Consider the following 25065-nt stretch of genomic DNA (forward strand, 5'->3'; position numbering starts at 1 on the left):
AACAGGATTGCCCTAAATTACCTTCTTTTTTTACTTTTGTTCAATTATTTTCACCTCTTTACCTACTTTTTGAACCACAATGAAATAAACGGGATGCTGTTCAATGGTTTTGAACAGCTTTCCTTTTTACTCTTTTATTTTCAATAGACGTAGTGCATTTAAAATCACTATTATAGCAGCACCAGTATCACTTAGTACCGCTAACCAAAGAGTTAGCCAGCCGGGGAATATAAGAATCAACGCTATAAATTTTACAATTAACGAAAACCAGATATTTTGTTTGATAATCGCTAATGCTTTTCTACTTAACTTAACTGTATGTGGCAATTTTTCTAGATTATCTGCCATTAAAATAATATCGGCAGTCTCCATTGCAGTATCGGTTCCTGCACCGCCCATAGCAATCCCTAAATTTGCTGTAGCAAGTGCTGGTGCATCGTTTATGCCATCACCAACCATCGCAACCTTATGACCTTCATTTTGTAATTGTTTAATTGCATCGACTTTATCCTCGGGCAATAGTTCTGCAAAATATCGATTGACATTCGTTTCACTTGAAATCATTTTAGCTGTACCTTCATTATCCCCAGTTAACATAACAACTTGATTGATACCTACTTGTTCCAATCCATTCAATGCCTTAACAGTAGTAGTTCGAATTGTATCAGAAACAGAGATAATACCCATTATTTCGCTTTGTGTACCGATTATTACTACTGTTTTTCCTTGACTTTGCATCTCGTTGACTTTAGCCGTCACATTAGCCAAAGCTATATACATTTCTTCAAATAATTTTAGATTACCAGCATAATGAATTTCTCCATCAATTGTAGCTTGAACACCTTTGCCGACGATACTTTTGAACACTTTGCCATTTTTAGACTGAATTCCCTTGTCTTTCGCATATCCAACAATCGTTTTTGCTATCGGATGTGTAGAGTAATCCTCCAAAGTTAATGCAGTAGAAATTAATTCTTCCTCTGACGCAGTAAATGCATTAATTTCGGAGACTTTTGGCCTTCCTTCGGTCAATGTACCAGTTTTATCGAATGCTATCGCATTAATAGCACCTGCTTTTTCTAAGAAAGTACCACCTTTTATTAATACACCGTTCTTTGCTGCATTTCCGATGGCGGAAACAATTGCAACAGGAGTAGATATAACCAATGCACATGGGCAAGCAACTACCAATAATGCAAGACCTTTATAAACCCATTCTTCCCAAGTACCAAAACCTAATAGTGGCGGAAGAACGATTACAACTAAGGCTAATAAAAATACTATAGGTGTATAAATACTAGCAAACTTATCAATAAATGCTTGAGTTGGAGCTTTTTGTTCTTGTGCTTCTTCAACCAAATGAATGATTTTGGATATTGTTGTATCTTTGACTAACTTAGTAACTTTGATTTCAATAGATCCACTTTCATTAATTGTACCTGCATACACAGTATCCCCAATTAATTTATCGACTGGGATAGATTCTCCCGTTATGGGGGCTTGATTTACACTGGTTTCACCTTGGATGACTTCACCGTCCAATGGAATCCGATCACCAGGTTTAACAACTACTGTCTCACCAACTGAAACTTCTTCAACCTGTTTTTTAACCAATTCAGATCCAACTTTAATCCAAGCTTCTGATGGAGCCAAATCCATTAGATTGCGAATTGACTTTCTTGTTTGTTCTATCGATCTATTTTGTAGTGCAGTACCTAATGCAAATAACCATACTACTGTTGCGCCCTCGAACCATTCTCCAATTAAGGCAGCCCCAATTGCGGCAGCTGACATGAGTACATTCATATCTAATGACCGACTTTTTAAAGCGTAATAGGCACTCTTTACAGGCTTAAAGCCACTGATAGCAATAGCAACTGCATACAAAATAGTTGTCAATATAGGGGAAATTCCATTGTAAGAACCAATAAAACCAAGAGCGATTAAAATACCAGTGAAGGTAATTAATCCATATCCTTCTTTGTTTTTTGGATTTTCTGTATGCTTTTTGGTGTTATTCTCAAGCACAGAAGCTTTAAAACCAATTTTAGATACTTCTGAAACAATATCATCCGCGCTATTTTCATGTTCCACCTTCATTTTTCCAGTTGAAAAATTAACACTTACACTATTTACAGATGGAATTGTATTTAAATGATTTTCAATACTTTTGGCACAACTACCACAATCCATTCCTTCGACATCGTATGTTCGCACATTTTTGTTTTGTTTCAATGGTTCGGCCGTAAAACCTAGCTTTTGAACTGTATTTTCCACTTGGTTAAAAGAAAGGCTATCATTACCGACTATTTGCAACTTTGCAGTGTTGTAATTTACCTTTACTTCTTTAATGTCATGTAATCCATTCAACCCTTTTTCTATCGTTAATGCACAAGAAGGACAATCCATTCCACGGATCCGATATTCAATTTTTTCACCTTCAACTGATGTTGTATGAATAATTGGATTTTCTTCAATTTTACTACTACAGCAACTTGATTTCTCTGTACTTGTGTTTTGGTTTGTGTCATCATCATTGCGACTACAACATGGTGCTACAATGTCTGTTTCTGTTCTATTTACGAAATTCAAATTTTCATCCGCATAACCACAACAGTGATCAACTATTTCTGCATTTGAATTTTTTTCATTTTTAGCCTGACTGGTGCAACACCCCTTATTACTTTCAATCACTATAGGTTCCTTTTCATTTGAACTACAACATTTGTCTTCCATTCCCTCCACCTTCTTAACCAATATGATTTTCACAACAGGTAACATCGTTTTGAACGTCTTCCAGCACTACATCGAACGTGGTTAATAAATCACGTACCAGTTGATTGCGAACACGGTAATATACATATTTTCCTTCTTGTCGCCCTACAATAAGTCCACAACCCTTTAAGCATGCTAAATGCTGTGAAATGTTTGATTGATTTCCATCTAGGTCGTCAACAATCTGAGATACAGTTTTTTCATTTTCTTTTATACATTCAAGTATTTGAATTCGTGTTTTATGGGAAAAACCATGTAAGAACTTCATCTTGGTATCTATATCAACCTTTAACATTGATTACCCTCCTTATATTCGAAACAGCTAATATGTTTGTTGCTATCATATTAGCAACATCTAATATGTGTGTCAAATTTTTTATAACGTTTGTTATATACGTTATTTCGACCATTGATTTCCTTGCTTGAACTTTATGAGTTACTTTGGGGGATATTCTCAGTATATGGATACAACCAATCACTTTAGTTTTAGGGTTCAGTTTTAGCATACTTTATCAGTTATTCATGGGGATCATGGGGTTTATTAATGTCAATTGGTGTATCCTTAGCTGAAGGCCATGATATATTCTCATCCTTAATGATTGTGATTGTTTCTGCTTATGACACGGTGGGAGGACTTTAATTGCACAGCAGTTACCATATCCAAAATAATAGTTCTAGAAATAATGGACTATTCCAAATATAAGATAAAACACACCTTGATACCATTCATTCTGTCTATCATCTTATATGTTGCGTCTTCATTTATTTTTTCATAGCAGAGCAGCATATTGTTACGCAATTTTATATAGCCACCTACTATAAGGTGACTATATTTGCTAACCATATTAAATAGGAATTTCTATTGATTGTCGATGTATGATGTGAAAGTAAAAAATTGTTTATTCCATTTCATCCAAATCCATAAAACGGAAAAGATCTCCGTAAATAATATCATCAGAATATCCAAGTTCTTTGTTAACCTTCTCTCCTATTGGCGCACATGGGCTTTCTGTTTCTTTTTCAACATCAGACTTGTTTTCTCCCTCTACCCGCTCACCTGTTTGGCGATTATAACAAATACCACTTGTCGATACATATTTTTCACTAATGAAATCCCCGTTTCGTAATGAGATATAACCTTTACAATCCTTCGAAAATAGATCATTACCAAAGTAAATATTGTTATCCGTTTCAACCCCTAACAAATGCAATAATGTTGGCTTAACATCAATTTGTCCGGCAACTTCAGACATTACCTTTCCTTTTCCAGAACCCGGAATAGTAATAAAAAGTGGGACACGCTGTAATTGGACTTGATTTGTCCTTCTTACAAAATACAGAAATTTCTACCTCATTATTTCATCCATAAAGGATTTTTATCGACCAGTGCTTGAATTTTTTGTTAGGACAAATAATGATATTAAAAAAATTTATCACTCAAAGGTAAGCAAAAGTTGTAGAGGAGTATACTTATTTAATTATTATGTGCATATATTAACATATGGTCATGTTGATCTACAATAAAAGGAAATGTTCGTTTGTATTTCAGCTATATAAATTAGCAAAAGTGAAACGTAAAAAATGGTTTAATGAAGGGAGAGAAAAGAATTTGTACCAAAAAAAAAGATCTCTAATTTTTTTCTTACTCTTTGTTTTCTTGATTATTTATTTAATCATACCCTTAATAGTAAGTACTTACTATGGGAATATCCCAATATTTGACAAAAGTTACTTATTTTCACGTAGCATTATAGTATCCGATGACCCTAAACTTAGTGAAAATGGTACCATATCTTTTTTAAATTATGGCATATATACTTGGGGAGAAATAAAAACATATATAATTAAAAAACAAATGACTTATTCTCACATTTTTCGCGACCTAGTTATGTTAACAATGGTGGCTGTTTTGGCAATTTTAATTGATCGAATAATTGGTAACCGATTACCAAAGTTTTTACGGAGAAGGTAGTCATAAGATAATAATTAGGACCTCACATTAAAATACACGATATATAATACCCACAATAGAACCAGACTAATGGGAAAAAACAAAACACTGATCGTGACAGATAAATTAATAAAAAGAACTTGTTGAATAATGGAAACGATAGCTATAACTAATATACTCAACGATACTTTTAAAAGTATCGCTTTTAGGTCATGATTTTTTTTGAATAACCCCATAAGCGCATGAGCGATAAACCAATAAACAATGACCAATATTGTAAATAGAATCATCGTTCCAAAATCAGCACCTAAGATGAGACTAGTAACGTAACTTGCCACAAAGAATAAAAAAATGTAACCAAAAATAAAATAAAGTGGTAGTTTAAGGGATGATTTTGTGTACAAAAATTTTTCCTCCTTTTTAGCTTAGTTATTTTTAAAATAATAGGGGCCAAGGTATGCCTTTGTTATTAGATAGGAACCTTGAATGACTGTTACCATGCCTATAATCATATGGAGTGATGAAAGATACAAGTTAAGTAGAGATAGGAATCCAGCTACACCATTTAAGATAATTAGCATAAAAAATTTAACGGATTCCTTCATTAATATATTTGTTCTAATAGAACCTTTACTTTTAGTAAAAAGGCAACGATATATGCACATATGCGCATGTCTCTATCTTATAAATAAGATAACAATATTAAGATGGCAATGCAAATACATATAGGTAATGTCAAAAAAAATTCATTTATATATGAATAAATCGTGATAAATTGTAATATAACTACGAATTTCCAGTGTAATAAATGAAATCAATTAACGTAGCACCAAAGGGCTCATTGGTACCGGTTTATTTCAGTATAAACTAGTAAGAAATTAAATCATTAGGCTCTTCCCATTTCTTTTTCTTTGTTTATAGCTTAAAATCATAATAAAAATTACAAATGCTACAAAAATACCAACGACCATTCCAATAAATAACCAATTTAGTCCTTTATCTTCTTCAATGGTATAGATTTCAACCGATTCACGATCCAGCGCAATTTTATATTCATCTTGCTCATTTTCACGCACAATATTATCTCCAAGTAATCCGTTTAATTGCATACCTTCTGGTACATCCTTCACAGAAACTGTTTTTGTTTCGGTATCATTATTAAATGAGATAAACATTGTTTTGTCCTTATAGGTACGCTTAAATACACTTAATGCTCCTTTTGAATCGACTAGGTTAAAATCACCATATGAAAGGACAGGAAACTGTTTTCGGATTGCAGAAATTCTTTGGAAAAATTTTTGTATTTTATCGCTCCCACTATTAAATTGAACCATTTTTAGAACATCTTCCATTGTGTCCCCATCCATTGGGATTTCAGATCCCTGAAAAACGATTGGAACCCCCGGAGTTGTATACATGTATGTTAATGCTAATTTCCAGGTAGTTTCTGGATTTAGGTGTCCTTCTACAACTTTACGGGTAAATCGATCTGTGTAAGCATTATCAACGTATAAAAGTCCTTCACGTTTTCCGGTGTTTAGCCATGTTTCATACAGTTTTTTTACGGGGGGTACCAATATTTGAAAAGACTTTTACCATGGACTTCTGCATAGGGGTGTTTTCAATCAAAGGGATACCTAAATTAAGATAGTCATTGCCTAATTGTTGATCCTTCAAAACATCCCCGAGTACATAAATATCCGGCTTAACCGTTTTTAATTGGTCAATAAATTCACGTAAAAAAGCTGGTGACGACTGATCGATTGCATGTAATTTGTACCCATCAATGTCCGTTTCTTCTAACCAAAAAGTAGCAGCTTTAAAAAGCATGTCCTTTACTTCCGGGTTTTCCTGGTTTAATGTAATAGCATCATCTAACCACTGAGTATCCTTGACAGTCGCATCTTTTGTCCAATTAGTTTTGGCTGGATCGTCCACTAAAGGATGACTTGGTGCAACATAACTCGTTACAAACTCAAGCACAACCTTTATATTTCGATCATGCGCCTCTTTAACTAACTTTTTCAAATCCTCTATAGTTCCGAATTGTTCTTCTATTTCAAAAAAATCTTCTACCAAATACCCATGATACTGACTAGGTGCATTGGCCATAGTCGGGGCTAAAGAAATAGTTGTAAATCCATTAGCCTTGATATCATCTAATTTATTAATTATTCCCTGAATATCACCGCCATGATAGGAATTTGGGTCGTCTAAATCAACTTGATTATCGTTAGTTTGATTTCCATTATTAAAACGGTCCACCACGATTGAATAGATCATTTCTTTTTTTATCGGTTTTTCTTCTGCTTGGACAATATTTGTCCCGATCATGGAAAGTATAATTACCAAAGATGCTACAATTGTCTTTTTCATACAACCATCCTTCACCATTTTACTTTTCGATTTTCTCATTAGTAATTGCTACTACAATTGCTGGTCCATAATATTGAATGGACTAAGCTGTTATTAGGCCAAAATAATGGGATGGCTTAAAGACCATCCCTGTGTCCTAGAATATAAGTACATGATACTATTTTAATGATTGTTCATGATGCATATCCTGTGACAACTTCTTAACGATATAACTAAATCAAGAGATACACAGTCAAAAAGATTAAGTAGTGCTTTTCTATTAGAATGCAATTCGTTCCCACTGTCTTATTATTTTGGTTTTTTTAAAACCATAAACAATATAATTAATGCATACGCCGATAATGCTAAAAACGGAATCGTTATAAAGCTTAGCCAATTATATACTCTGCACTACAAGCGTTGCAACAACTGAAACCAACCACGCTACATAAAGTAAAAACTGATTACTGTCTGTTTTATTCATATTTTAATTTTTCTCCAGTGCACTTTCTATAGCTTTTTTAATGGCATCATAATCATATGGGTCCTCGATCTTCATTCCGTTAACCATAATTGTTGGTGTAACTTGTATATCGAAATTTGTTACCAATTCTGTATCCTTATTTAATTCATCCATTTTAGAGTTGTTTTCAATAGTTGTTTTTAGTTTATCTGTATCAATGTTTGGGACACCATTAGCTATTTCAAGGACCTTCTCTATAGTGATCCATTCACTATCATGGTTCTCGCTTGGTTGTGCTTTAAAAAGAGCTTTATGAAAATCCCAATATGCATCCGGGTTTTGTTGATAAACTGACTCAGCTGCCAGCGAACCTAGCTTCGACTCTTCCTCGTGAAATAGGACGTTTATAAACGCGAATTTGACCTTCCCCGTTTCAACATAATCACTTACCAATTTTGGCAAGATATCTATTCCCCAAACCTTACAAGCTGGACATTTGAAATCTCCAAATTCTACAACAGTTACGGGTGCATCAGGCTCCCCTAATGTAGGTTGTCCATCAATTGATAGTTGTTTTTCAGATGTTGTTCCCTGGTTTGAATCGGAATTATTGTTATTTACAACTACAAAAACAATTATCAAAGCAACAATAATTAATGTAATAATTACAAGAATTTTAAACAGCGAATTTTTACTTTTCATAATAACACCTCTCTAATTCTTTTGTAAGAAAACAAGGAGCCTTTGCACCATCTCAACCTACTGAATACCAATCATTAATCCAATATAGGCGGCTAAAATCATCAATAAAGAAGAAAGGATTGATGCAAATACAGACTGCCTTTTGGTAGCTGCAAAAACGGTAATAATCATAAACAATAAACTTAACAGGAATAATAAATAGCTTTCATACCCAAATGAAACCGTAATATTAAAAACATCGCTTTGATAAGTGCTTAAGATATCTCCACCATAGATTGTACGAAAAAGAGGGGAAGTACCTTCCGTTTTTATCAAATTATAGACTTGGTGTGGTGGCCAGGACTGCCCCATGAATGCCGTTACCCCAAATACAATTAAAGCGTAAATACCTTCTAACCTCGCCCATTTTAACGGATTAAATGAGTCTTGAAGATTCCTTTTTCTAAATAGAATCCCATTTATTATTGCAAATAAAACGAGTGAAACAATTAAGATGTGTTTGATGACTAACGCTTGTCCATAGTTAACGATAAGACTATTTTTATATTCTTGAAGTACAGAAGCATTTGGGTCATCATAAGAGTTAATATCGATACTCATTGTAAAGTAACCTGCAATAAATGTAATAATGAGACATGTCATAGCTACTGGGGTGAACCACCTCAAAAAGGTTAACCAATTCTTTTTGTTTTTGGAAAACCAACTAACAATAAGAAGAAGTCCAATCCAAACGGTAACAGCTAGGAAATGAAGTGTATGAAAAAGAAATCCCTGCCATTCTGTAATGGTTGCTGCATGGCTTGATTTTGTATAACCTAAAAGCATAAATATACTAAGTGAAAGGGCAAGCCCAATTAAGTGTTTATTTGTTTCTAATTCCTTAGCAATTAACACACGAATAAGGATGGCCGAAATTATAGCGATAAACAGCCATGATTTTCCGATTTCAAAAGTAAATAAGACATTCTTAAAGATGAACCAAAATCCCCAATCGCCTGAAAGTATTTTAGCGGTACTGGCAACAGGAAGAAGAGAAGTCAGGGGAATTAATCCAGTTGCTAAATAAAGTATCTTTTTAGGTATGTACAAAGAGGGTCTTTTGTTTTCTGGAACCAAAAGCAGAATTAATGACCCAATAAGTATTGAAAAACAACAATATAAAATAAACTCAGTTAATGAAACGAATAATGTCATAGCTTACACCTCTTATTTTCTACTTCTACTAAACCACATCCAAGTAAGGAATATTATTCCTGCAATAATTAACAATGAAATAATTCCAAATACTAAAGTTGATTCATTGTCATCGTTTGTTTTCCCTGTAGCATTTTGATTATCTATTTCACTACCGTCTAGTGATTTAAGCGTTTCTTTTTCCGGTTCATCAGTAGTAGTATTTTGTTGCTTTTTTTCACCTTTAGGCAAGACACTTTCCTCTTGATCATTAATTATAAATGAATACTGGTTTTCTATAATGTGACCATCCGCGCCAAGAACCTTCCAATTTACCTGGTAAGTACCTGGATTTAGATTTTGGTTAAAGATTGCTTTTACACTATTGCCAGTAATAGTAACTGAAGCTGGTTCCTTTTTTTCATCCTTCCCATTTAATAAATAGAGTGTACTTCCGTTTTCAATCTTGGTGTTAAAAGTTAATTCTATGCTTTTAATGGATTGCTCTAGTTGAGCACCATCCTCGGGTATTGCTTTTTCTAAAACGGAATGCGCATCTGCCGTATTAATTTGAATCAAACTAATGAAAAATATAGTTGCTATAGGCAGAAGAATTCTTCTGTTACACATATAATTCTCCATCCTTCAGTTCAATTTTTATTGCAATTCCAAATTATTTCAATATATAATACCATTTCTTCTATATAAAATAAGTCAAAGCTACCAATTGTTATAAAAACTTCGAAATTAGGAAATTTAAGTAATGTAATTAGGAAAAATGCCTTCATCGAATTTTTCGGTGAAGGCATTAATCCAATTTTAATAAACTTTTCTAATGATCGTGATTATGCTGACGAGAGGAAGATTCTTGTTCATTTTGACACATCAGCGAATCATCATGTGGATGTTCTTTATTTTCCATTTGAATGGTTACATGTCCCACGCCCTTGTGCTCCAATTCGTGTTCGATTGATAATAATAATTCCTGACTTTCTTGAATAGATAAATCACCATCTACAACTGCATGACAAGAAAGAGCGTTTTGCCCACTCGTAATACTCCATACATGTAAATCATGAATACCCATTATTCCCGGTACATTTTTCATTAACTTTATTATTTCATCCAAATCAACATTTTTGGGAGTACCTTCCATTAATACATGGATGGCATCTTTTGTGACCCTCCACCCACTGATCAATACGAGAATAGCAACAATAACACTAGCTAGTGGGTCCGCCCATCCCCAGTTGAAAAACATAATGAGTAAGGCCGCGATAATGGCGCCGACAGATCCAAGAAGGTCACCTAATACATGTAAAAAGGCAGCGCGTAGGTTTAAGTTTTCTTTGGTGTCACCTCGCATTAGCATCCATGCCACGAAAATATTTACTAACAATCCAATTGCAGCTATAGTCAACATTCCTGTCGATGCCACTTCCGGTGGATCTGTAAAACGTTGAAATGCTTCATAGAAAATATACAAAGAGATTGCCAAAAGAGTAACTCCATTAAAAACGGCAGCAAGTATTTCAAACCGTTTATATCCATAAGTTTTACTATAGTTTGACACCTTTTCTCCTAATGTAAAGGCCAATAATCCTACCCCTAGTGATATAGAGTCACTTAACATATGTCCCGCATCAGATAGTAAAGCGAGACTGTTGGTAATAAATCCTCCGAATGCTTCAATAACCATATAGCATGTAATAACAATAAAACTTATCATTAATGCTTTTTTATTTGCGCCATGAGTATGATCATGTCCATGATCGTGTCCCAATGTAATTCCTCCTTTTATCTATACATTTATATATGTTCATATAATGATATTAAAAACATGGAGTATTTATTCCATACTTCAAACGTAAACATTAACTATGGCAGGCGTGATCGATCGTTTGTTTTAACATATTCATAACATGTTCATCATCATGCGAATAATATAAAGTCGTTCCTTCACGGCGATATTTTACTAATCGTAAGTTTTTCAGAAAACGCAATTGATGAGACACAGTTGATTGTCTGAGATGTAAAATTTCCGCAATACCATTTACAGGATATTCCTTGTGAAAAAGCAAATGAAGAATTCGGATTCTAGTGGGATCACCTAGTGCCTTGAATGTTTGAGATACAACAAATAAAGTTTCTTCATCCAAATTCTTTTCATTTTCTGCTTCCTTTTTTTCTATATGTTCATCCATTATAGTTACCACCTTTTTACTTTCAATACTTTAATAATATGTATCCTCCAGATTTTATTCTTATTAGACTTTATTTATTTCAAAGAATAAAAGAGTTGTTTAATAAATTTGTTGTGCATGCATATATTAACATGTAGTCATATTATATATACTTGTATCAATACTGTCAAACAGGTAATTTGGGAGCAAAAAAACAAACACAAACTTTCTATAAAGGGTGATTGGATGAATCTGGCATGGATGATTGGGGCGCTCGCTTCTGCTCTCGGAATTGGTTTTGGTGGTGGACTTGCATGGTTAATGAGAGGGGCCCAACAGGGTTTTAACTTTATATATTCACTGTGTGCGGGTCTTATAATGGGATTATTATTTCTTGAGATGATTCCGGAAAGTATTGAATTAGGCGGTTGGGTTGATCTAGGACTTGGTTTAGTGGCAGGATTGTTACTGTTTATATATATTCATCGTTTGATGGACAACGTTACAATCATTACCGGAAGTCATCAAAAGGATATCTTTGTCCGTTCTGGTGTATTGTTGTCAATTAGCATTGCAATTCATAACTTTCCTGTCGGGATAGCACTTGGCTCGACCAGTGGAACAGGTATCGGAAACCTAATGTTAACAACCCTTGTTTTACATAACATTCCAGAAGGGATTATCATTTTTACTCCTTTATTTTTAGCCGGCTTTGGAATTCTTACTTGGATGGTTTTCACAACCATTATTGCGCTTCCAATTGCTGTAGGATCTTTACTAGGACAATTTTTTGGAATTGGAATTCCTTCATTACTAGCGTTTGTTATAAATCTTGCCATTGCTGTGATTTTTTTGGTCTCATTAAAAGAGATCTTTTGGGAGGCTGTAAAAAATTCATCTATCCTGTATTGTTCAATTTTTGGTACATTTGGATTTAGTATCATTTATTTGTATTTGGCCATTTTAAATTAAATTCATAAATCAAATAAAAATGAAATAATAAGACCAGCCTTTTTCTACAGCTGCTCGTTCTTTTTAGCCCAATTATCCTTGCTAAAACGTACAAACAGAAATATAGCCCGGAAAAGGTTGTCTAAACCTATGGCGATCCAAACACCAGCAATTCCCCAATTCAGCATGATTGCCAAAAGGTAAATAAAAATGATACGTACACCCCAAATGCCAATCGTTGTAATGTACATGGGAAATTTTGTATTACTCCCCCCATTGAAAACGCCAGTTAAAATGAGAACCACAGCCAATACAGGTTGAATAAAGGCATCAATTTGTAACGCGACCTGAATTTGTTCAATTACATTCGGGTTATTGGTAAAAAAGCTACCGATCAATCCTCCGAAAAAAAAGAGCAGAAACCCAACAATTGTCATTAATCCAATACCTAGTAATGTTGATAGTCTTGCATATTGCTTCGCGTCATCGTAGTTGTCAGCTCCGAGACTTTGCCCCACCAATACCATTGCTGCTGTTGCAAATCCATTCGCAATCATATAAGAAAAGATCTCAATGCTACCTGCTATTTGGTGAGCAGCAAATGTATTTGTACCCAGGACTACAATGAAACCGAAATATAAAACTTGTCCTATTCTCATAACTAAACGTTCTGCGCCAACAGGGCTTCCCAGTGTGATCAAATCCCATTGTTGTTTGCGATCAACCTTCCAGTTGGCCTTTGTAATGCCTATTACCTTCTGAAGATAAATCAATAGTGCAACACTACCAACCAACCTTGCAATGACCGTTGCATATGCTGCACCGGCTATACCCATTGATGGGATAAAAGCGAAGCCAAAAATCAAAGCATAATCTAACAAAATGTTTAATAGATTAATACCAATTGTTATTTTCATCGGCGTTTTCGTATCCCCAGTTCCTCTTAGAATACTGCTAAAAACAAACATGAGTGAGATAAGAACAGAGGGAATAGCAACAATTCGAAAGTATAATACTGCCTTCTCAAGAACATTTTCTTCAATTCCCATCAATTGAAGCAATGATGTGGTAAAGAAGAAGGTTACCGCTCCAAAAATAATTCCTAAAACGATTGCTAATACAATTGCCTGCTGACCAATATGTTTTGCTTTTTCATTTTCACCTGCTCCAATATATTTAGCCACCCAAACATTAACGGCCACCCCAAGAGACATAAAAATAGCAATATATACAGCTAAAATAGCATTGGTTACTCCTACAGCTGATACTGCATCCAAACCAATTTTTGAAACAAAAAGGGTATCCACAAAGCCGAGAATCGTTTGAAAGAAATTCTCAATCACTGCAGGCATGGCTAAAAATAAAATGATTTTTAATTTCTCTTTTGTCCCATTGTTTTTTTTCGGAAGAACATCATTGGAATTATAAAACATAGAATACTCCTTTATCTTATAAATTGATCAATAGCTTTATTGAGATCTTCCAAAACCGTCTCTTCATCTCCATGCTCAACAGCGTCTACCACACAACCCTGCTCGATCCGCGCCAAACGGTTTTCAATACTCTTTCGGTGTTTATGATTATCGGACATGGCGTCTACCCCTGGTATAATATGTTTTGACCCCTGAGGTGAAGTTATTTCACGCTATATAAAAGCCGTTCAATCACTCCGGGTAAAAATATGGTAGTTCATATTTTATCCATCCCCCCAAGGGGGATGGATAAAAACATAGCATGACTATTGCAAAATCAAACAAAGATGCCTAGCACAAAAAACTGTTCACAATTGAACAGTTTTCCTATCACCAAGCCTTAAACGATAAATAACAATAATAACTGCACCTTAATTATTTAACGGCTAGCCATAAAGTAAGCTCTATGGAATTTCGTGATCAATGCTTTCGACCTTACCCCCAACTAAAACTTAATGCTTTATTATTTCCCAGTATTCGAAACTGCCCCTGTTGAGTTTTACTTGTGTGTTGGTAGTTATTTTTCTTATTCAAGTGTTAATCTTTGAATATATTTTATTTTCTTATCTTTTCCACCCACTTTAAATCTTGCTGCACAATATAAGGTATATTGTCCTTCTTCAGTTATTTCAATTATTTTTGCTTTTTGAGGGTGGTAACTGTGCCCATAATTCATTTCCTTTAAGGTGGTACTACTTGTAAAGCTGCGATTTTTTTGATCCAATGAGACTGATATTAATGGTGTTCGGTGTTCAATCACAACGGATTCTTTTCCCTTATACTGTAATGCACGGTATACTTTAATTCCTTTATCAACTTCTTCAACCCTTATATGTAAAATAAAATCCCCAAGTTTTTTCGAACCATTTTGGGTCGAAACTAATGTGGCCTTATTACCTTCAATCAATGCAAGAACGACAATGGATATAATACCTATCGAGACAATAAAAAACATTATTTTATATTTTTTAATGTCTATCCCTCCTAACTGTTCTTTTACATATTACTCAACTCCTGGAAAAAGGGTCCGGAACAATTGGAAATAATCGAATAATCCTATATACTTGCTTAGATTAGCAGTAATGTTTGTGATTTTTGTGAAGATTAACAAGTTATTTATTAATTTCAAATTGTGAAATTTACCCACAAAGTTAGTTGTTATCAATTTATGCAAGAATACCCAATAATACAGTCATCGGTTAGAACCTATTGTAAACAAAGATGATAAGCTGATTCCCAAAAAAGAACCAGCTCACCATCTACTTAAGCTACGACATCATAGCCCTGATCCTCCACTGCTTTACGCATATCTTCTACTGAAACTAGCGTCTGATCATATGAAACATTTACTTTACCAGTGCTTAAATCTACCTTAACACTTGTTACCCCCTCTAAACCTTCCAATGCACCTTTAACTGAAGATTTACAGTGACCACATGTCATACCTTTTACATCTAATATAATTTCCATTTTATTTAACCTCCCTTTCAATAGCTCTTCTTATATTTTAACTCTTTTCAAAAGTAGTGAGTTAATTACAACACTTACTGAATTAAATGCCATTGCTGCTCTTCAACCCATGGGGCCAATAATCCAACAGCCACAATTGGAATTCCCCCACTGTTGCTTCCACTGATACCATTACTTCCTCGCCATTACGAATTACACGGGTTGTTTCGCCTGTAAACTGAATAATTTGGTAATAGCCTGCGTTGTTTTTACTTTTTGCACTAGTCTCCAAGTATTTTCCAAATAAGATTAGTGTGATTAAAATTACAATTTCTTATAAGTCCCAACATAGAACTGCCATCCGATTATAAATTGGATCGGTGTTGCCAAAGCAAATTGGAACCACTGATTCATAAATATAGCTGGTAAACTTACGCCAAACATATGAACAAGCATGGTTACTAATAATGGTGCAGATAATACAGCAGAAATGATCAACTTCATTTTGATTTGTTTAAGTTGCTTTTCTTTATGGGTTTGTTTCTCTCCCTTATCTGCTTTTGGTTTTAAATCATATTCAATGGATACACTTTCAGTAGTTAAATTTACGCTAGCTTTTTTTACATCCTCCTGCTTATTTACTACTTTTTTAAATCGTCTGGGGCAGGCCGCGCAAGTCATGCCAATCACATCAAATTCGGTTTTTCCGTTTCTGCTCTATAGCCTACTGTTTCTATTTTTGTTGGAATGTCCTGTAAAAAATTTGAAGTTGGATCATAAGCTAGGTCATTCCCGTAACGCCAATCGTACCGTGCTTTACTTCGCTCATTTTAATGAACCTTCCTTATTTCCTTCAAGTAATTCATCAATTGCCTCGTATTCTTCACCAGGCTTTACTTCGTCACTCACACAATTCTTTGTATGTCGTTCAGCCACAGTAAATCCTACTTTTTTAAAGCTGCATTAATAGCACTTATTTGAACTAAAATATCTATACAAAGCTGTCTTCCTCGACCATCTTTTGAATGCCACGTATTTGACCTTCGGTTCGCTTCAAACGGTTAAACACGGCTTGCTTTTCACCAACCGTTCTTGGTTTCACCGGGTGATAACATAAATATTTATCCCCCTATCGTATATATGTCAAGTGCTAAATTTTACATTGTTCAAAATAAACGCCCTACCTAGTGGGACACTTTTTTAGGTTCTAAACAAAAATAAAAAATTAATATGAAAATTTTGGAATTATCGTTTTCAAAAATGTATACACATTTTGGTTCCATTGCACACATAAATTCTGAAGATTTATATCTCAAAAAAAGCCTTGACATGTATAATAAAGTCAAGGCTTTAAGATACTTTTTTAATTTCCGCTTACCACGATTGGACCCAATACGGCAAAAGGTTTAATCACCCGCTTCTTTGATCAAATGTTCTTCTAGACTTACTTGGGTCAATTGGGATATATCATCAAAATCCCCAAGAATAAACCCGTGCATGAAGGGTGGTTTCGGGGGTTCAGTTAAGACAGGATTCAGTTTTAATAAATAAGTCTTGACAACCCAAGGGACATCAGAAGATTTAATAAGCAAAAGAGGGGTGTGCTTCCCTATATGACCCAACAATACGCCGGCAACGGTCTTTTGCCATGATGAAACTGTACCGAAAGAAAAGGCATCTCCTCGTCTTTTGTTTCGCCCCCAGCCAATTTGATTTTCTGAAGATGGTCTCATTGCGAATTCCACGCTGAGTTTGGCCGGTGTCTCCGCATCAATACGGTCTACATTTTCAACAATTGATTCAATTTCTCTTTCAACAGATTTACTTATGGACCTTCCTGATCCAAATAGTGTAACATTACGATTTGAAAATCGCTCCAGTATTCGCCGCGTTTCCTTTGGCAAAGCATTTCTATAGACAAAAAGAATCGGTATCCCAGTGTGGGCAGTATAATATAAGGCAGGTAAAGCCTCTGCACCATCATCCACGGAAGCAACGATGAGATGTTGTTTTCCAAGTTCTCCTTCTGGTGGTATTGTCACCAACCGAAACTCAGCAACCTCAGCGGCTGTTTGGAAAACATCTCCCGACCCAAGACGCAAAGTCGAAAAACCATGCTTTTTTAGTTCACTTTCCACACCTTCACCGATAGGACCAACTAAAATTACCTGCGCCGGAACATTTTCACCTGTCGGAGCAAGCCTGATGATTTCTTCAAATGTTTCTTTTAGTAGCCTTTCTTTGTGAGTGAGCAAAAAGGAGGCACCGATGGGGTGATGAATCAGAGGAACCCCGATATAGCTAAAATGAAAAATATCTGCAGGTACCAAGATAACGGTTGGCGGACGCCAGAATATATTTTTACTTGGATATACCAGTTGTGAAACTTTTGTAGAAAAAACAAATGGATCTTCTGCGTATATTCTTGTTGTATCAACCGTATTAAAGTTTACATCCATTGTATCTCCACCTTTCTTCTGTAACAGCTTTTTGTTAGATGTTCATGTAATACTTATTTTTATATGTATCACATTCATAAATAGTTCTAGTCGAGGTTTTTTGGTAGTGACCAAACTAACTACCTGTATTACATGAAAAAAGCTGGATTCCCAACAAAGGAGCCAGCGCATATTTGGAATTAAGCCACAAAACCTTCAATTCTTCTGCATGGATACAATCAAAAATTCCATCAGGTGATTATGGAATTGAAAACTAAAGGGCTTGGGTTTCATGTTGACTGGATGTAACCAATGAATAGCACAGGTTTTATTAAGGAGAAAGCGGATATAGCAACAGGGTTAATGGTAGATTCGTTGGTGAATTATTACTAATAAACAAACGATTCTAGGCGTTTGCACACAACGATGCAGGAATCCCAATTGTAGCTGGTTAATGCAGGTAATATTTAGCTGCAATAAGGAACTAATCTAATTAATTTGTCACCCCGTTCACCAATAACCACAAATTCAGTACCTGGTTGAACCTTTCCAAGTGTGCGAATTTCTTTTGGAATGTATATAGAACTTTTGCGGCTGATAACGGCCTGATTTTCTATCGTTTCATGGTCTTTTTTCTTTATTATGATGGCATTAGATTTCAGATAGATGATCACTTCTTGACCAATTCCGAATTCTTGTCTGAAATCATGGGGTATCGTAATAGTGAAACTTTTAGTTAGCACAACAGAATGTTTATTTTCGTTCCATGCATACATTTTTTCATGGCCACTTTTCTTGCTCAAAAGCAAGACCGTCTACCCCCTTTTAGCTATTTCTTATCGTTTCTTTTTTTTAGAAGAAATATAATATAAATTATTCCTACTACTAATACCGGCAATCCCATCCATAAACAGAGGTGTGCAAAGGTTTTTAGATAGGAATTGATCGAATGATACTCCCACATCGTAGTAGCGGATACAGTGAGACAATTCAACCCAATAATGACCAATGCTGCGGCTATCAACCATTCAAATTTTTTCATATTGCCCCCTTACCTGGCTATTGGGAAGCTAAGCCGAAATATCGTTCCTTTTCCAAGTTGGCTATCTACTGCTATTGTTCCATTTTGAAGTTCGACTAGATTCTTTACAATTGCCAATCCTAATCCTGTTCCGCCCATATCCCTTGAGCGTGATTTCTCAACTCGGTGGAATCGTTCGAAAATTAGTGGCAGATCGTTTTCAGGAATCCCAATTCCAGTATCCTCAATAATGACATGAACACTATTCTTATCATTCCATAATTGGACGTTTATAAATCCTTTCTCCGTATACCGGACTGCATTGGTTAACAAATTGGTGAAGATTTGCTCTAAGCGTATTCCGTCAGCCTCAATATATGGTATATCCTTGTCAATTTGTCTTTTTAAGGTTATGTCCTTTTTTTGAAGGTCTAATTTGACTTTAGAAAATGAAGTTTCCAATACTTCGATTAGATCGGTGGCGGACAATTGAAGATCTGTTTTTCCTTCCTCCATTTTTGACAAATCAAACAGATCATTGATTAACCTTACCATTCGTTCCGATTCGCCTTCGATTATCTCTAGGTATTGTATTCGTTCCTGTTCCGTCTTGTAGAGCCCCTTTTTTAATACTTGTGAATAGCCTTTCAGATACGATATGGGTGTGCGTAATTCATGGGAAATGTTTGCAAGGAATTCTTTTCGATTTGTGCGGTATCGATTTGTTTCAAATGCTAAATCATTGATTGCTCTCGCCAATGACCCTAATTCATCATTAGAGGTAATGTTTAAACGTATATCCAGATTCCCTTTTGCAATGTTACGTGTTGCACCTTCCATTTTTAATAAAGGATCCGACATTTTCTTGGAAATAACAAGTGTAAATCCAAGTGCTAGAAGTAATGCGCCTACTGCAGACAACATTAATAAATCACTGACTTTATCTATTGGCTCTTGAACATCATTTATGGACGTCAGGACAAAAAATGCACCTTTAAATATATCAGATTGGATAATCGGATGGCCCGATCCAAGGTAGCTCATTCCTGATTTAGAATCCTTAAGTTTTTTTTGAACCGGTTGACCCCTAGATAACGTTTTGAGATCCTGATTCGATACATTCATGATATGAACACCAGAGTCCGCGACTAGCTTTCCATTGGCATCGATTATATATATTTCCTTGTTTGTCAGATGGGCAAGGTTTTTAAACATATTAACTACCTTTTCATCATTTAATGAAGTTATTGTACCAGCGTATTTTTCTGATAAACTCTCTATTTCCTCTTGTGCCTGACTATAATAAAAGTTCGTAAAAATTTGATTAGCTACATATCCGAGCGGTAATAATACGATCAAAAACAACACCATAATCGTACCGCCAAATTTGAATACAATTTTATTCATATCATGTATGATCCTCTGGTGTGCCAAATTTGTATCCAACACCCCAAACTGTTTTTATTGGATTATAGGGCAGACCGGCTTTTCTAAGCTTTTCCCGGATATTTTTCACATGTGTGTCTACAGCGCGTAAATCACGAAATTCATGTTGAAACCAGATTTTATCTAATACTATCTCTCGAGTAAATACTCTTTTTGGCTGCTTCGCTACAGTAGAAAGAATATCGAATTCCTTTGGTGTTAACTCGATGGAAACACCGTTAACCAAAACCTCTCTATTTTCACTATTAATTAATATACCCTCAAAGCGTAGGGTGTGTTCTGTCTCCATATTTTTAATTGTGTTGCGACGTAATAGCGCATTGACACGGGCTGCTAACTCTTCAGGCGCAAATGGCTTCACCAAATAATCATCTGCCCCAATGGTCAAACCTTGAACACGGTCCTTAACATCACTACGTGCAGTCAACATCAATATGGGCATTTGTTTAGTCTTTCGAATTCTGGAACAAACTTCCCAGCCGTCAATATCCGGAAGCATGATATCCAAAACCATCAAATCATAAGGCCTCTCCTCCACCATCTTTAACGCCTCATTCCCATCCTTTGCCTCATCAATTTGGGCATTTTCTTTAGTCAAATAGATTTTAATCAAGTTCCTCATATTCCATTCGTCATCCACAACCAGAATTCTACTTTTCATACTCACCCTACCTTTACGACTTTAATGGGAAATAGCAACACCTTCATCTACACGTTGATTCCACGTATTTCCTTTATCGCTAGACATGTAGATATCCCTATTATTTGTAGCAAATACGAATTCATTGCTGTTTACTGGATTTTGTTTGAAATAGGTTATAGCGTCTTCACCCAAGTCAGGAACATTTAATTCAACCGTTTCATTTGTTGATAAATTAATTTGAAAAAGGTTCATTTTATCAGTCTTGGTTGCCACCAACAAATTGTTCTTATGTCCAAAGGAAACTGCTGATACGGCACCTGAAACAGATAATTTTTCAAATTGATTACCATGATTCTCGGATAGGAAAACTCCCTGGTCCGTCCCGATTGCCACCACACCTTTTTTAGTTGGATGGGCCGCTAATGTACCTGCTTGTCCTTCAAGCCCCGCTAGTTCAGCTTGTTTCCATGACTTCGTCTTATCCGTGGAATAATAAAATCCCGGCTGACTCATACGAGAGTTCTCGGAAGGGTTAAATACATAGATTTCCTCTGTGTCATACCCAACAGTCATTCCATGAAAATCAATTTCTCCGTATAAATCAAGTTTTTCTATTGTTTTACCCTTATCCGTACTTCGGACTATTCCAAGCGGGTTTGCTAGATCTGAATTTGGCGCAGGGTGTCCACTACTATAAAAACCATCTTTAAACATATTAAATCCCATGTAATCATGTTTCGCACCTTCTGTAGGGGTTGTCCACGATCCGTCTTTATAAACTCTTAAACCATCATGTGCCGGAACAAATAGTTCTTCTCCGTCACTTGTGTACCCAAGACCATGAATATGCGTGAACGTTACCTTATCTTCACCATTTACGTTAACCGCTATTAAAAAGAAAACCACTACTACAGAAGCCAATATGGATCCCCATTTATAGAGGCTATTTCGTTTTCGCATTGCAGTATGTTTTTCACGATTTGATTTGTTTTTCAAATTCATATATTTCATTTTGGTCTTAGCAGTGATAAATAAAGTGAGGAAAATTGCAAGTAATAAAAAAGAAATTATTAAACCATAACTCCAATAATTAACTGCAGTTTCACTAGCATGTTCTTCACTTCCATGGGCAAGTGCTCTCAATGGAACGATTAATAAAATGATACCTGTAAATAACAATAAAACTAATTTTTTCATTCTTTTACTTTACACTCCTTGACATAATTTTTAGTCGCCCAATAGTACTCAATAATGTTAAAGAAAGTATGGGCTTGTTAAAAGCCTGTAAATCCATTGAAAAAGTTGCTAGCCAAAAATGAGGTTAACTTTGTCAACAAATCAAAAAACAAGAGAATCCCCATAAAGATCATGGTCCCCCCGCCAATTTTCATCATTAAGCGATTGTGCCTCTTTATCCATCTCATCTTTCCAATAAAGAATGACATGATAAAAAATGGAATGGAAAAACCAAGTACATATGCAATCATATAAAACAAGGCTTGATCGGGATTTGAAACTCCTAAGGTAATTACTCCTGCAAGTATTGGACCCATACATGGTGTCCAGCCAGCAGCAAAGGCAAAGCCAATAACACTTGATCCTAGATAACCGGATGGCCGGTCTTTAAATGTCATTCTTTTTTCCTTCATCATAAACGCAGGTTTATATACACCCATAATAACTAGACCAAGAGCAACCAATAACACCGCACCCAGTTGCCGTATTAAATCTCCGTAGCTGGTGAATAGAGTACCTAACAGCGAGGTAGAAAAACCTAAAGCGATGAATATGATCGAAAATCCAATTAGAAAAAAGATTGTGTGGAGCAACGCCCGTTTTTGCAGCATTCCTTTTTCATTTTTTATTTCATCAACTGACATACCTGTTATATATGATAAAAAGGCAGGGTATAAAGGTAGGCAGCAAGGCGATACAAACGATAACACTCCAGCCGCTAGTGCCAAAAGTAAATTTACATCTTCCATTACCATCCCTCATTATTTTAATTTATTTTTAATCTCTTTCCCAGGATAATCTACCAAGACTATTAACCATTATATGTTTTAATTGTGAAGAAACTGTGATGTTTTGCGTATTATTAGAACAACAAATTTTACTTCTATTATTGTTATTTATTTCATAGATTCAGTTAGAGGTGAAAATTGATGAAGAACAAATATACGAAAGATAATAATCCAAACCTTTTTATCATCACAATAGGTTTAGTTATCGTACTATTCACTACATCGTTAATTATTAGTATTCCTTCTGTACAAATAAAAATATTGCAATCTAAAGGTCTTGAACAGCTTGTTAATTCAGAACCTTTTACAAATACATTTCTTTTTTTACTAGGAGAGGAAATCCCCCAATTTAAGACCTTCCTCGGCGATGAAATTAAGACCCCTTCACTTTCTAAGTTAGCCTTAGAAGCAGTGACCGGAATTAAAACCGACAATATTACTACTCTAATGATGCAAGAAATTCCTGGATTTAATATCGCTAATACAGAAATTTATATCGCAGGTGAAGGATCGAACTACTCCAATCTGCCTCATGAATCACCGCCACCTGATTTTGATAAATTATTAAAAGGGCATCAACCGACGGAAGAAAAAGAACCGACTAGTCACGATTCGAATGATACAGATAAAATAAAAGATCCTTCTGTTTACATTTACCATTCTCATAGCTGGGAAGGATACTTACCTCTAATAGACGAGGACGTGAAACCGAGTGACTCGTCAAGTATTGATAACAGTGAAAATGTGGTATTGGTTGGTACCATGTTGACTAATAAATTCGAGGAATACGGAATCAATACGGTGCATAACTCATCAAATGTTGCAAAGGCCTTAAGGGATAGGGGATGGGATTACAGAAATTCATATACGTTAACACATGAATATGTTGAAACTGCGGCTTCAAAGAATCCAACTATGGATTACTATATAGATATTCACAGGGATTCAGCAAGAAAAGAGAGCACAACTGCCACCATTAATGGGAAAAGTTATGCAAGGTTATACTTTGTAGTTGGAAAAGCAAATGAACATTATCAAGAGAATTTATCGTTTGCCAAGGAAATCCATCAAAAACTTGAAGAAAGTTATCCTGGCTTAAGCAAAGGCATATATGTTAAAACAAAAGCGGAAGGTAATGGGGTCTATAATCAGGATATTTCAAGTAAATCACTGTTAATTGAAGTAGGGGGTATCGACAACAATAAGGAGGAATTAGCAAATACCGTTGGAGCATTTGCAGATGTTTTCGAAGATATTTATGAGGGTGTTGTAGAGGTAAATGCACAAAAATAACAAGAAGATCCCACAAATACTATGGCTTGTGGGATCTTACATATTCAAAAGAGCTGCCAAGTTATTTATTTCGCAGCTAATTCACTTCCCGTAACCCATTTGTGATTAGTCACTTTTTCCCCGCCATTTGTTGGCATATAATCAATCATATAAACAGTGGTTTGTTTAGCGGAGTCAATTGTCGCAGTTGCGCCATCCATCCCCTTCATATGAGATGCAGTTATCGTGACTTCAGTTCCTGGTTCTATTGGTTCTTCTCCAGCACCTTTTATTTCCTCTTGAATAACCCATTTATGATTTTTTACTCTCTCACCACCGGTTGTTGGCGTATATGAAATAACATAAGCAGTAGTATCATAAGCGCCAACTATTGTAGCATCAGCGTCCTTCATGCCTGGCATATGATCCGTTGTAAGGGTAGCCTGGCTACCAACTTCATACTTTGGATTTTCTGCAACCGCTAATCCTTCTGGAACTTCTCCTGATCCTGAATGCTCCATATCCATACCATCCATACCTTCGCCTGAATCAGAATTCTTTTCTTTGTTTTCCCCATTATCGGCTGCGTTATTTTCTGCATTTTCGGTTTGGTTATTTTCCCCATTATCGGCCGAGTTATTTCCCTCATTATCACCATTATTTCCACATGCAGCCAATGTAAATGCGGAAACGATTAGTAATACCGCCAACACTATCATTTTTTTACTTTTCATGTTAATCCTCCTT

Annotated in this window: 23 protein-coding genes and 2 pseudogenes; 2 read left to right on the plus strand and 23 right to left on the minus strand. The window is 35.4% G+C overall.

Going from position 1 to position 25065, the window contains the following annotated elements:
• Window positions 1-126 precede the first annotated feature (126 nt).
• From CFK37_RS03580 to CFK37_RS03635, 10 genes are all read right to left on the minus strand, one after another.
• Window positions 127-2736 carry a heavy metal translocating P-type ATPase gene (locus CFK37_RS03580; protein WP_089063529.1) on the minus strand — a complete coding sequence of 870 codons (2610 nt, stop codon included), beginning with the start codon at window positions 2734-2736 and terminating at the stop codon, window positions 127-129.
• 13 nt (window positions 2737-2749) lie between these two features.
• Window positions 2750-3070 carry an ArsR/SmtB family transcription factor gene (locus CFK37_RS03585; protein ID WP_089060597.1) on the minus strand — a complete coding sequence of 107 codons (321 nt, stop codon included), beginning with the start codon at window positions 3068-3070 and terminating at the stop codon, window positions 2750-2752.
• A gap of 604 nt (window positions 3071-3674) precedes the next feature.
• Entirely contained in the window at window positions 3675-4028 is a 354-nt protein-coding gene (locus tag CFK37_RS03590) for a hypothetical protein (RefSeq protein WP_089060598.1), read from the minus strand.
• A gap of 1576 nt (window positions 4029-5604) precedes the next feature.
• Window positions 5605-6303, minus strand: a complete 699-nt coding sequence (locus CFK37_RS03605; RefSeq protein ID WP_089060601.1) for a hypothetical protein — start codon at window positions 6301-6303, stop codon at window positions 5605-5607.
• Window positions 6275-7102: an alpha-amylase family glycosyl hydrolase gene (locus tag CFK37_RS03610; RefSeq protein WP_172840449.1), complete on the minus strand. Its 828-nt coding sequence runs from the start codon at window positions 7100-7102 to the stop codon at window positions 6275-6277. Before CFK37_RS03610 ends, CFK37_RS03605 begins: the two co-directional genes overlap by 29 nt.
• A gap of 466 nt (window positions 7103-7568) precedes the next feature.
• On the minus strand, window positions 7569-8246 hold the full coding sequence (locus tag CFK37_RS03615; RefSeq protein WP_089060603.1) for a DsbA family protein: 678 nt from the start codon (window positions 8244-8246) through the stop codon (window positions 7569-7571).
• 57 nt (window positions 8247-8303) lie between these two features.
• Complete coding sequence (locus CFK37_RS03620) at window positions 8304-9440, minus strand: copper resistance D family protein (RefSeq protein ID WP_089060604.1); 1137 nt, start codon at window positions 9438-9440, stop codon at window positions 8304-8306.
• Between the two features lie 12 nt (window positions 9441-9452).
• A complete protein-coding gene (locus CFK37_RS03625; protein WP_157724788.1) occupies window positions 9453-10049 on the minus strand; it encodes a copper resistance CopC family protein in 597 nt (198 codons plus the stop codon).
• Window positions 10050-10251: 202 nt separating this feature from the next.
• Window positions 10252-11202: a cation diffusion facilitator family transporter gene (locus tag CFK37_RS03630; protein WP_281251602.1), complete on the minus strand. Its 951-nt coding sequence runs from the start codon at window positions 11200-11202 to the stop codon at window positions 10252-10254.
• Between the two features lie 91 nt (window positions 11203-11293).
• Window positions 11294-11623 (minus strand): ArsR/SmtB family transcription factor, encoded by a 330-nt coding sequence (locus CFK37_RS03635; protein WP_089060606.1) that lies wholly within the window; start codon window positions 11621-11623, stop codon window positions 11294-11296.
• 225 nt (window positions 11624-11848) lie between these two features.
• Between CFK37_RS03635 and CFK37_RS20335 the strand changes: the two genes are divergently transcribed.
• Window positions 11849-12574, plus strand: a complete 726-nt coding sequence (locus CFK37_RS20335; RefSeq protein ID WP_245837305.1) for a ZIP family metal transporter — start codon at window positions 11849-11851, stop codon at window positions 12572-12574.
• Between the two features lie 44 nt (window positions 12575-12618).
• On the opposite strand, the gene CFK37_RS03645 is transcribed toward CFK37_RS20335, so the two are convergent.
• The 12 genes and pseudogenes from CFK37_RS03645 to CFK37_RS03700 form a co-directional block, all read right to left on the minus strand.
• On the minus strand, window positions 12619-13986 hold the full coding sequence (locus CFK37_RS03645) for an MATE family efflux transporter (protein ID WP_089060607.1): 1368 nt from the start codon (window positions 13984-13986) through the stop codon (window positions 12619-12621).
• Between the two features lie 11 nt (window positions 13987-13997).
• Window positions 13998-14144, minus strand: coding sequence for a metal-sensitive transcriptional regulator (locus CFK37_RS20120; RefSeq protein ID WP_172840450.1), 147 nt, complete (start codon window positions 14142-14144; stop codon window positions 13998-14000).
• A 407-nt stretch (window positions 14145-14551) separates the two neighbouring features.
• A complete protein-coding gene (locus CFK37_RS03650) occupies window positions 14552-14980 on the minus strand; it encodes a hypothetical protein (protein WP_089060608.1) in 429 nt (142 codons plus the stop codon).
• A gap of 308 nt (window positions 14981-15288) precedes the next feature.
• Window positions 15289-15495, minus strand: coding sequence for a copper chaperone CopZ (gene copZ / locus CFK37_RS03655; RefSeq protein ID WP_089060609.1), 207 nt, complete (start codon window positions 15493-15495; stop codon window positions 15289-15291).
• Between the two features lie 139 nt (window positions 15496-15634).
• Window positions 15635-16253, minus strand: a pseudogene (locus CFK37_RS20675) (cation transporter); the annotation flags it as partial.
• A 46-nt stretch (window positions 16254-16299) separates the two neighbouring features.
• Window positions 16300-16576: pseudogene (locus tag CFK37_RS03665) on the minus strand (metal-sensing transcriptional repressor).
• Between the two features lie 304 nt (window positions 16577-16880).
• Window positions 16881-17933 carry a cell wall-binding repeat-containing protein gene (locus tag CFK37_RS03670; RefSeq protein WP_089060610.1) on the minus strand — a complete coding sequence of 351 codons (1053 nt, stop codon included), beginning with the start codon at window positions 17931-17933 and terminating at the stop codon, window positions 16881-16883.
• Window positions 17934-18379: 446 nt separating this feature from the next.
• Window positions 18380-18721: an AbrB/MazE/SpoVT family DNA-binding domain-containing protein gene (locus CFK37_RS03675; RefSeq protein WP_089060611.1), complete on the minus strand. Its 342-nt coding sequence runs from the start codon at window positions 18719-18721 to the stop codon at window positions 18380-18382.
• Between the two features lie 242 nt (window positions 18722-18963).
• Window positions 18964-20340, minus strand: coding sequence for a sensor histidine kinase (locus CFK37_RS03685; RefSeq protein WP_089060613.1), 1377 nt, complete (start codon window positions 20338-20340; stop codon window positions 18964-18966).
• 1 nt (window position 20341) lies between these two features.
• Window positions 20342-21040, minus strand: coding sequence for a response regulator transcription factor (locus CFK37_RS03690; RefSeq protein ID WP_089060614.1), 699 nt, complete (start codon window positions 21038-21040; stop codon window positions 20342-20344).
• A gap of 21 nt (window positions 21041-21061) precedes the next feature.
• A complete protein-coding gene (locus CFK37_RS03695; RefSeq protein ID WP_089060615.1) occupies window positions 21062-22219 on the minus strand; it encodes a F510_1955 family glycosylhydrolase in 1158 nt (385 codons plus the stop codon).
• 77 nt (window positions 22220-22296) lie between these two features.
• Window positions 22297-23007, minus strand: coding sequence for a cytochrome c biogenesis CcdA family protein (locus CFK37_RS03700; protein WP_089060616.1), 711 nt, complete (start codon window positions 23005-23007; stop codon window positions 22297-22299).
• Window positions 23008-23187: 180 nt separating this feature from the next.
• On the opposite strand from CFK37_RS03700, the gene spoIIP reads away from it, so the two are divergent.
• Complete coding sequence (gene spoIIP, locus CFK37_RS03705; protein WP_089060617.1) at window positions 23188-24339, plus strand: stage II sporulation protein P; 1152 nt, start codon at window positions 23188-23190, stop codon at window positions 24337-24339.
• 65 nt (window positions 24340-24404) lie between these two features.
• On the opposite strand, the gene CFK37_RS03710 is transcribed toward spoIIP, so the two are convergent.
• The gene (locus CFK37_RS03710; RefSeq protein ID WP_089060618.1) at window positions 24405-25052 is read right to left on the minus strand and encodes a YdhK family protein; all 648 of its coding nucleotides are present in this window, start codon (window positions 25050-25052) and stop codon (window positions 24405-24407) included.
• Window positions 25053-25065: the final 13 nt, after the last annotated feature.

It is taken from the genome of Virgibacillus phasianinus (assembly GCF_002216775.1).
Lineage (GTDB): Bacteria > Bacillota > Bacilli > Bacillales > Amphibacillaceae > Virgibacillus_F > Virgibacillus_F phasianinus.

Bases quoted from the DNA above. Each gene is read 5' to 3' on its own strand.
- CFK37_RS03580 (WP_089063529.1), bottom strand. From the start codon at position 2,736: ATGGAAGACAAATGTTGTAGTTCAAATGAAAAGGAACCTATAGTGATT.
- CFK37_RS03585 (WP_089060597.1), bottom strand. From the start codon at position 3,070: ATGTTAAAGGTTGATATAGATACCAAGATGAAGTTCTTACATGGTTTT.
- CFK37_RS03590 (WP_089060598.1), bottom strand. From the start codon at position 4,028: ATGTCTGAAGTTGCCGGACAAATTGATGTTAAGCCAACATTATTGCAT.
- CFK37_RS03610 (WP_172840449.1), bottom strand. From the start codon at position 7,102: ATGAAAAAGACAATTGTAGCATCTTTGGTAATTATACTTTCCATGATC.
- CFK37_RS03615 (WP_089060603.1), bottom strand. From the start codon at position 8,246: ATGAAAAGTAAAAATTCGCTGTTTAAAATTCTTGTAATTATTACATTA.
- CFK37_RS03620 (WP_089060604.1), bottom strand. From the start codon at position 9,440: ATGACATTATTCGTTTCATTAACTGAGTTTATTTTATATTGTTGTTTT.
- CFK37_RS03625 (WP_157724788.1), bottom strand. From the start codon at position 10,049: ATGTGTAACAGAAGAATTCTTCTGCCTATAGCAACTATATTTTTCATT.
- CFK37_RS03635 (WP_089060606.1), bottom strand. From the start codon at position 11,623: ATGGATGAACATATAGAAAAAAAGGAAGCAGAAAATGAAAAGAATTTG.
- CFK37_RS20335 (WP_245837305.1), top strand. From the start codon at position 11,849: ATGAATCTGGCATGGATGATTGGGGCGCTCGCTTCTGCTCTCGGAATT.
- CFK37_RS03645 (WP_089060607.1), bottom strand. From the start codon at position 13,986: ATGTTTTATAATTCCAATGATGTTCTTCCGAAAAAAAACAATGGGACA.
- CFK37_RS20120 (WP_172840450.1), bottom strand. From the start codon at position 14,144: ATGTCCGATAATCATAAACACCGAAAGAGTATTGAAAACCGTTTGGCG.
- CFK37_RS03650 (WP_089060608.1), bottom strand. From the start codon at position 14,980: ATGTTTTTTATTGTCTCGATAGGTATTATATCCATTGTCGTTCTTGCA.
- copZ (WP_089060609.1), bottom strand. From the start codon at position 15,495: ATGGAAATTATATTAGATGTAAAAGGTATGACATGTGGTCACTGTAAA.
- CFK37_RS03670 (WP_089060610.1), bottom strand. From the start codon at position 17,933: ATGGATGTAAACTTTAATACGGTTGATACAACAAGAATATACGCAGAA.
- CFK37_RS03685 (WP_089060613.1), bottom strand. From the start codon at position 20,340: ATGAATAAAATTGTATTCAAATTTGGCGGTACGATTATGGTGTTGTTT.
- CFK37_RS03690 (WP_089060614.1), bottom strand. From the start codon at position 21,040: ATGAAAAGTAGAATTCTGGTTGTGGATGACGAATGGAATATGAGGAAC.
- CFK37_RS03695 (WP_089060615.1), bottom strand. From the start codon at position 22,219: ATGAAAAAATTAGTTTTATTGTTATTTACAGGTATCATTTTATTAATC.
- CFK37_RS03700 (WP_089060616.1), bottom strand. From the start codon at position 23,007: ATGGAAGATGTAAATTTACTTTTGGCACTAGCGGCTGGAGTGTTATCG.
- spoIIP (WP_089060617.1), top strand. From the start codon at position 23,188: ATGAAGAACAAATATACGAAAGATAATAATCCAAACCTTTTTATCATC.
- CFK37_RS03710 (WP_089060618.1), bottom strand. From the start codon at position 25,052: ATGAAAAGTAAAAAAATGATAGTGTTGGCGGTATTACTAATCGTTTCC.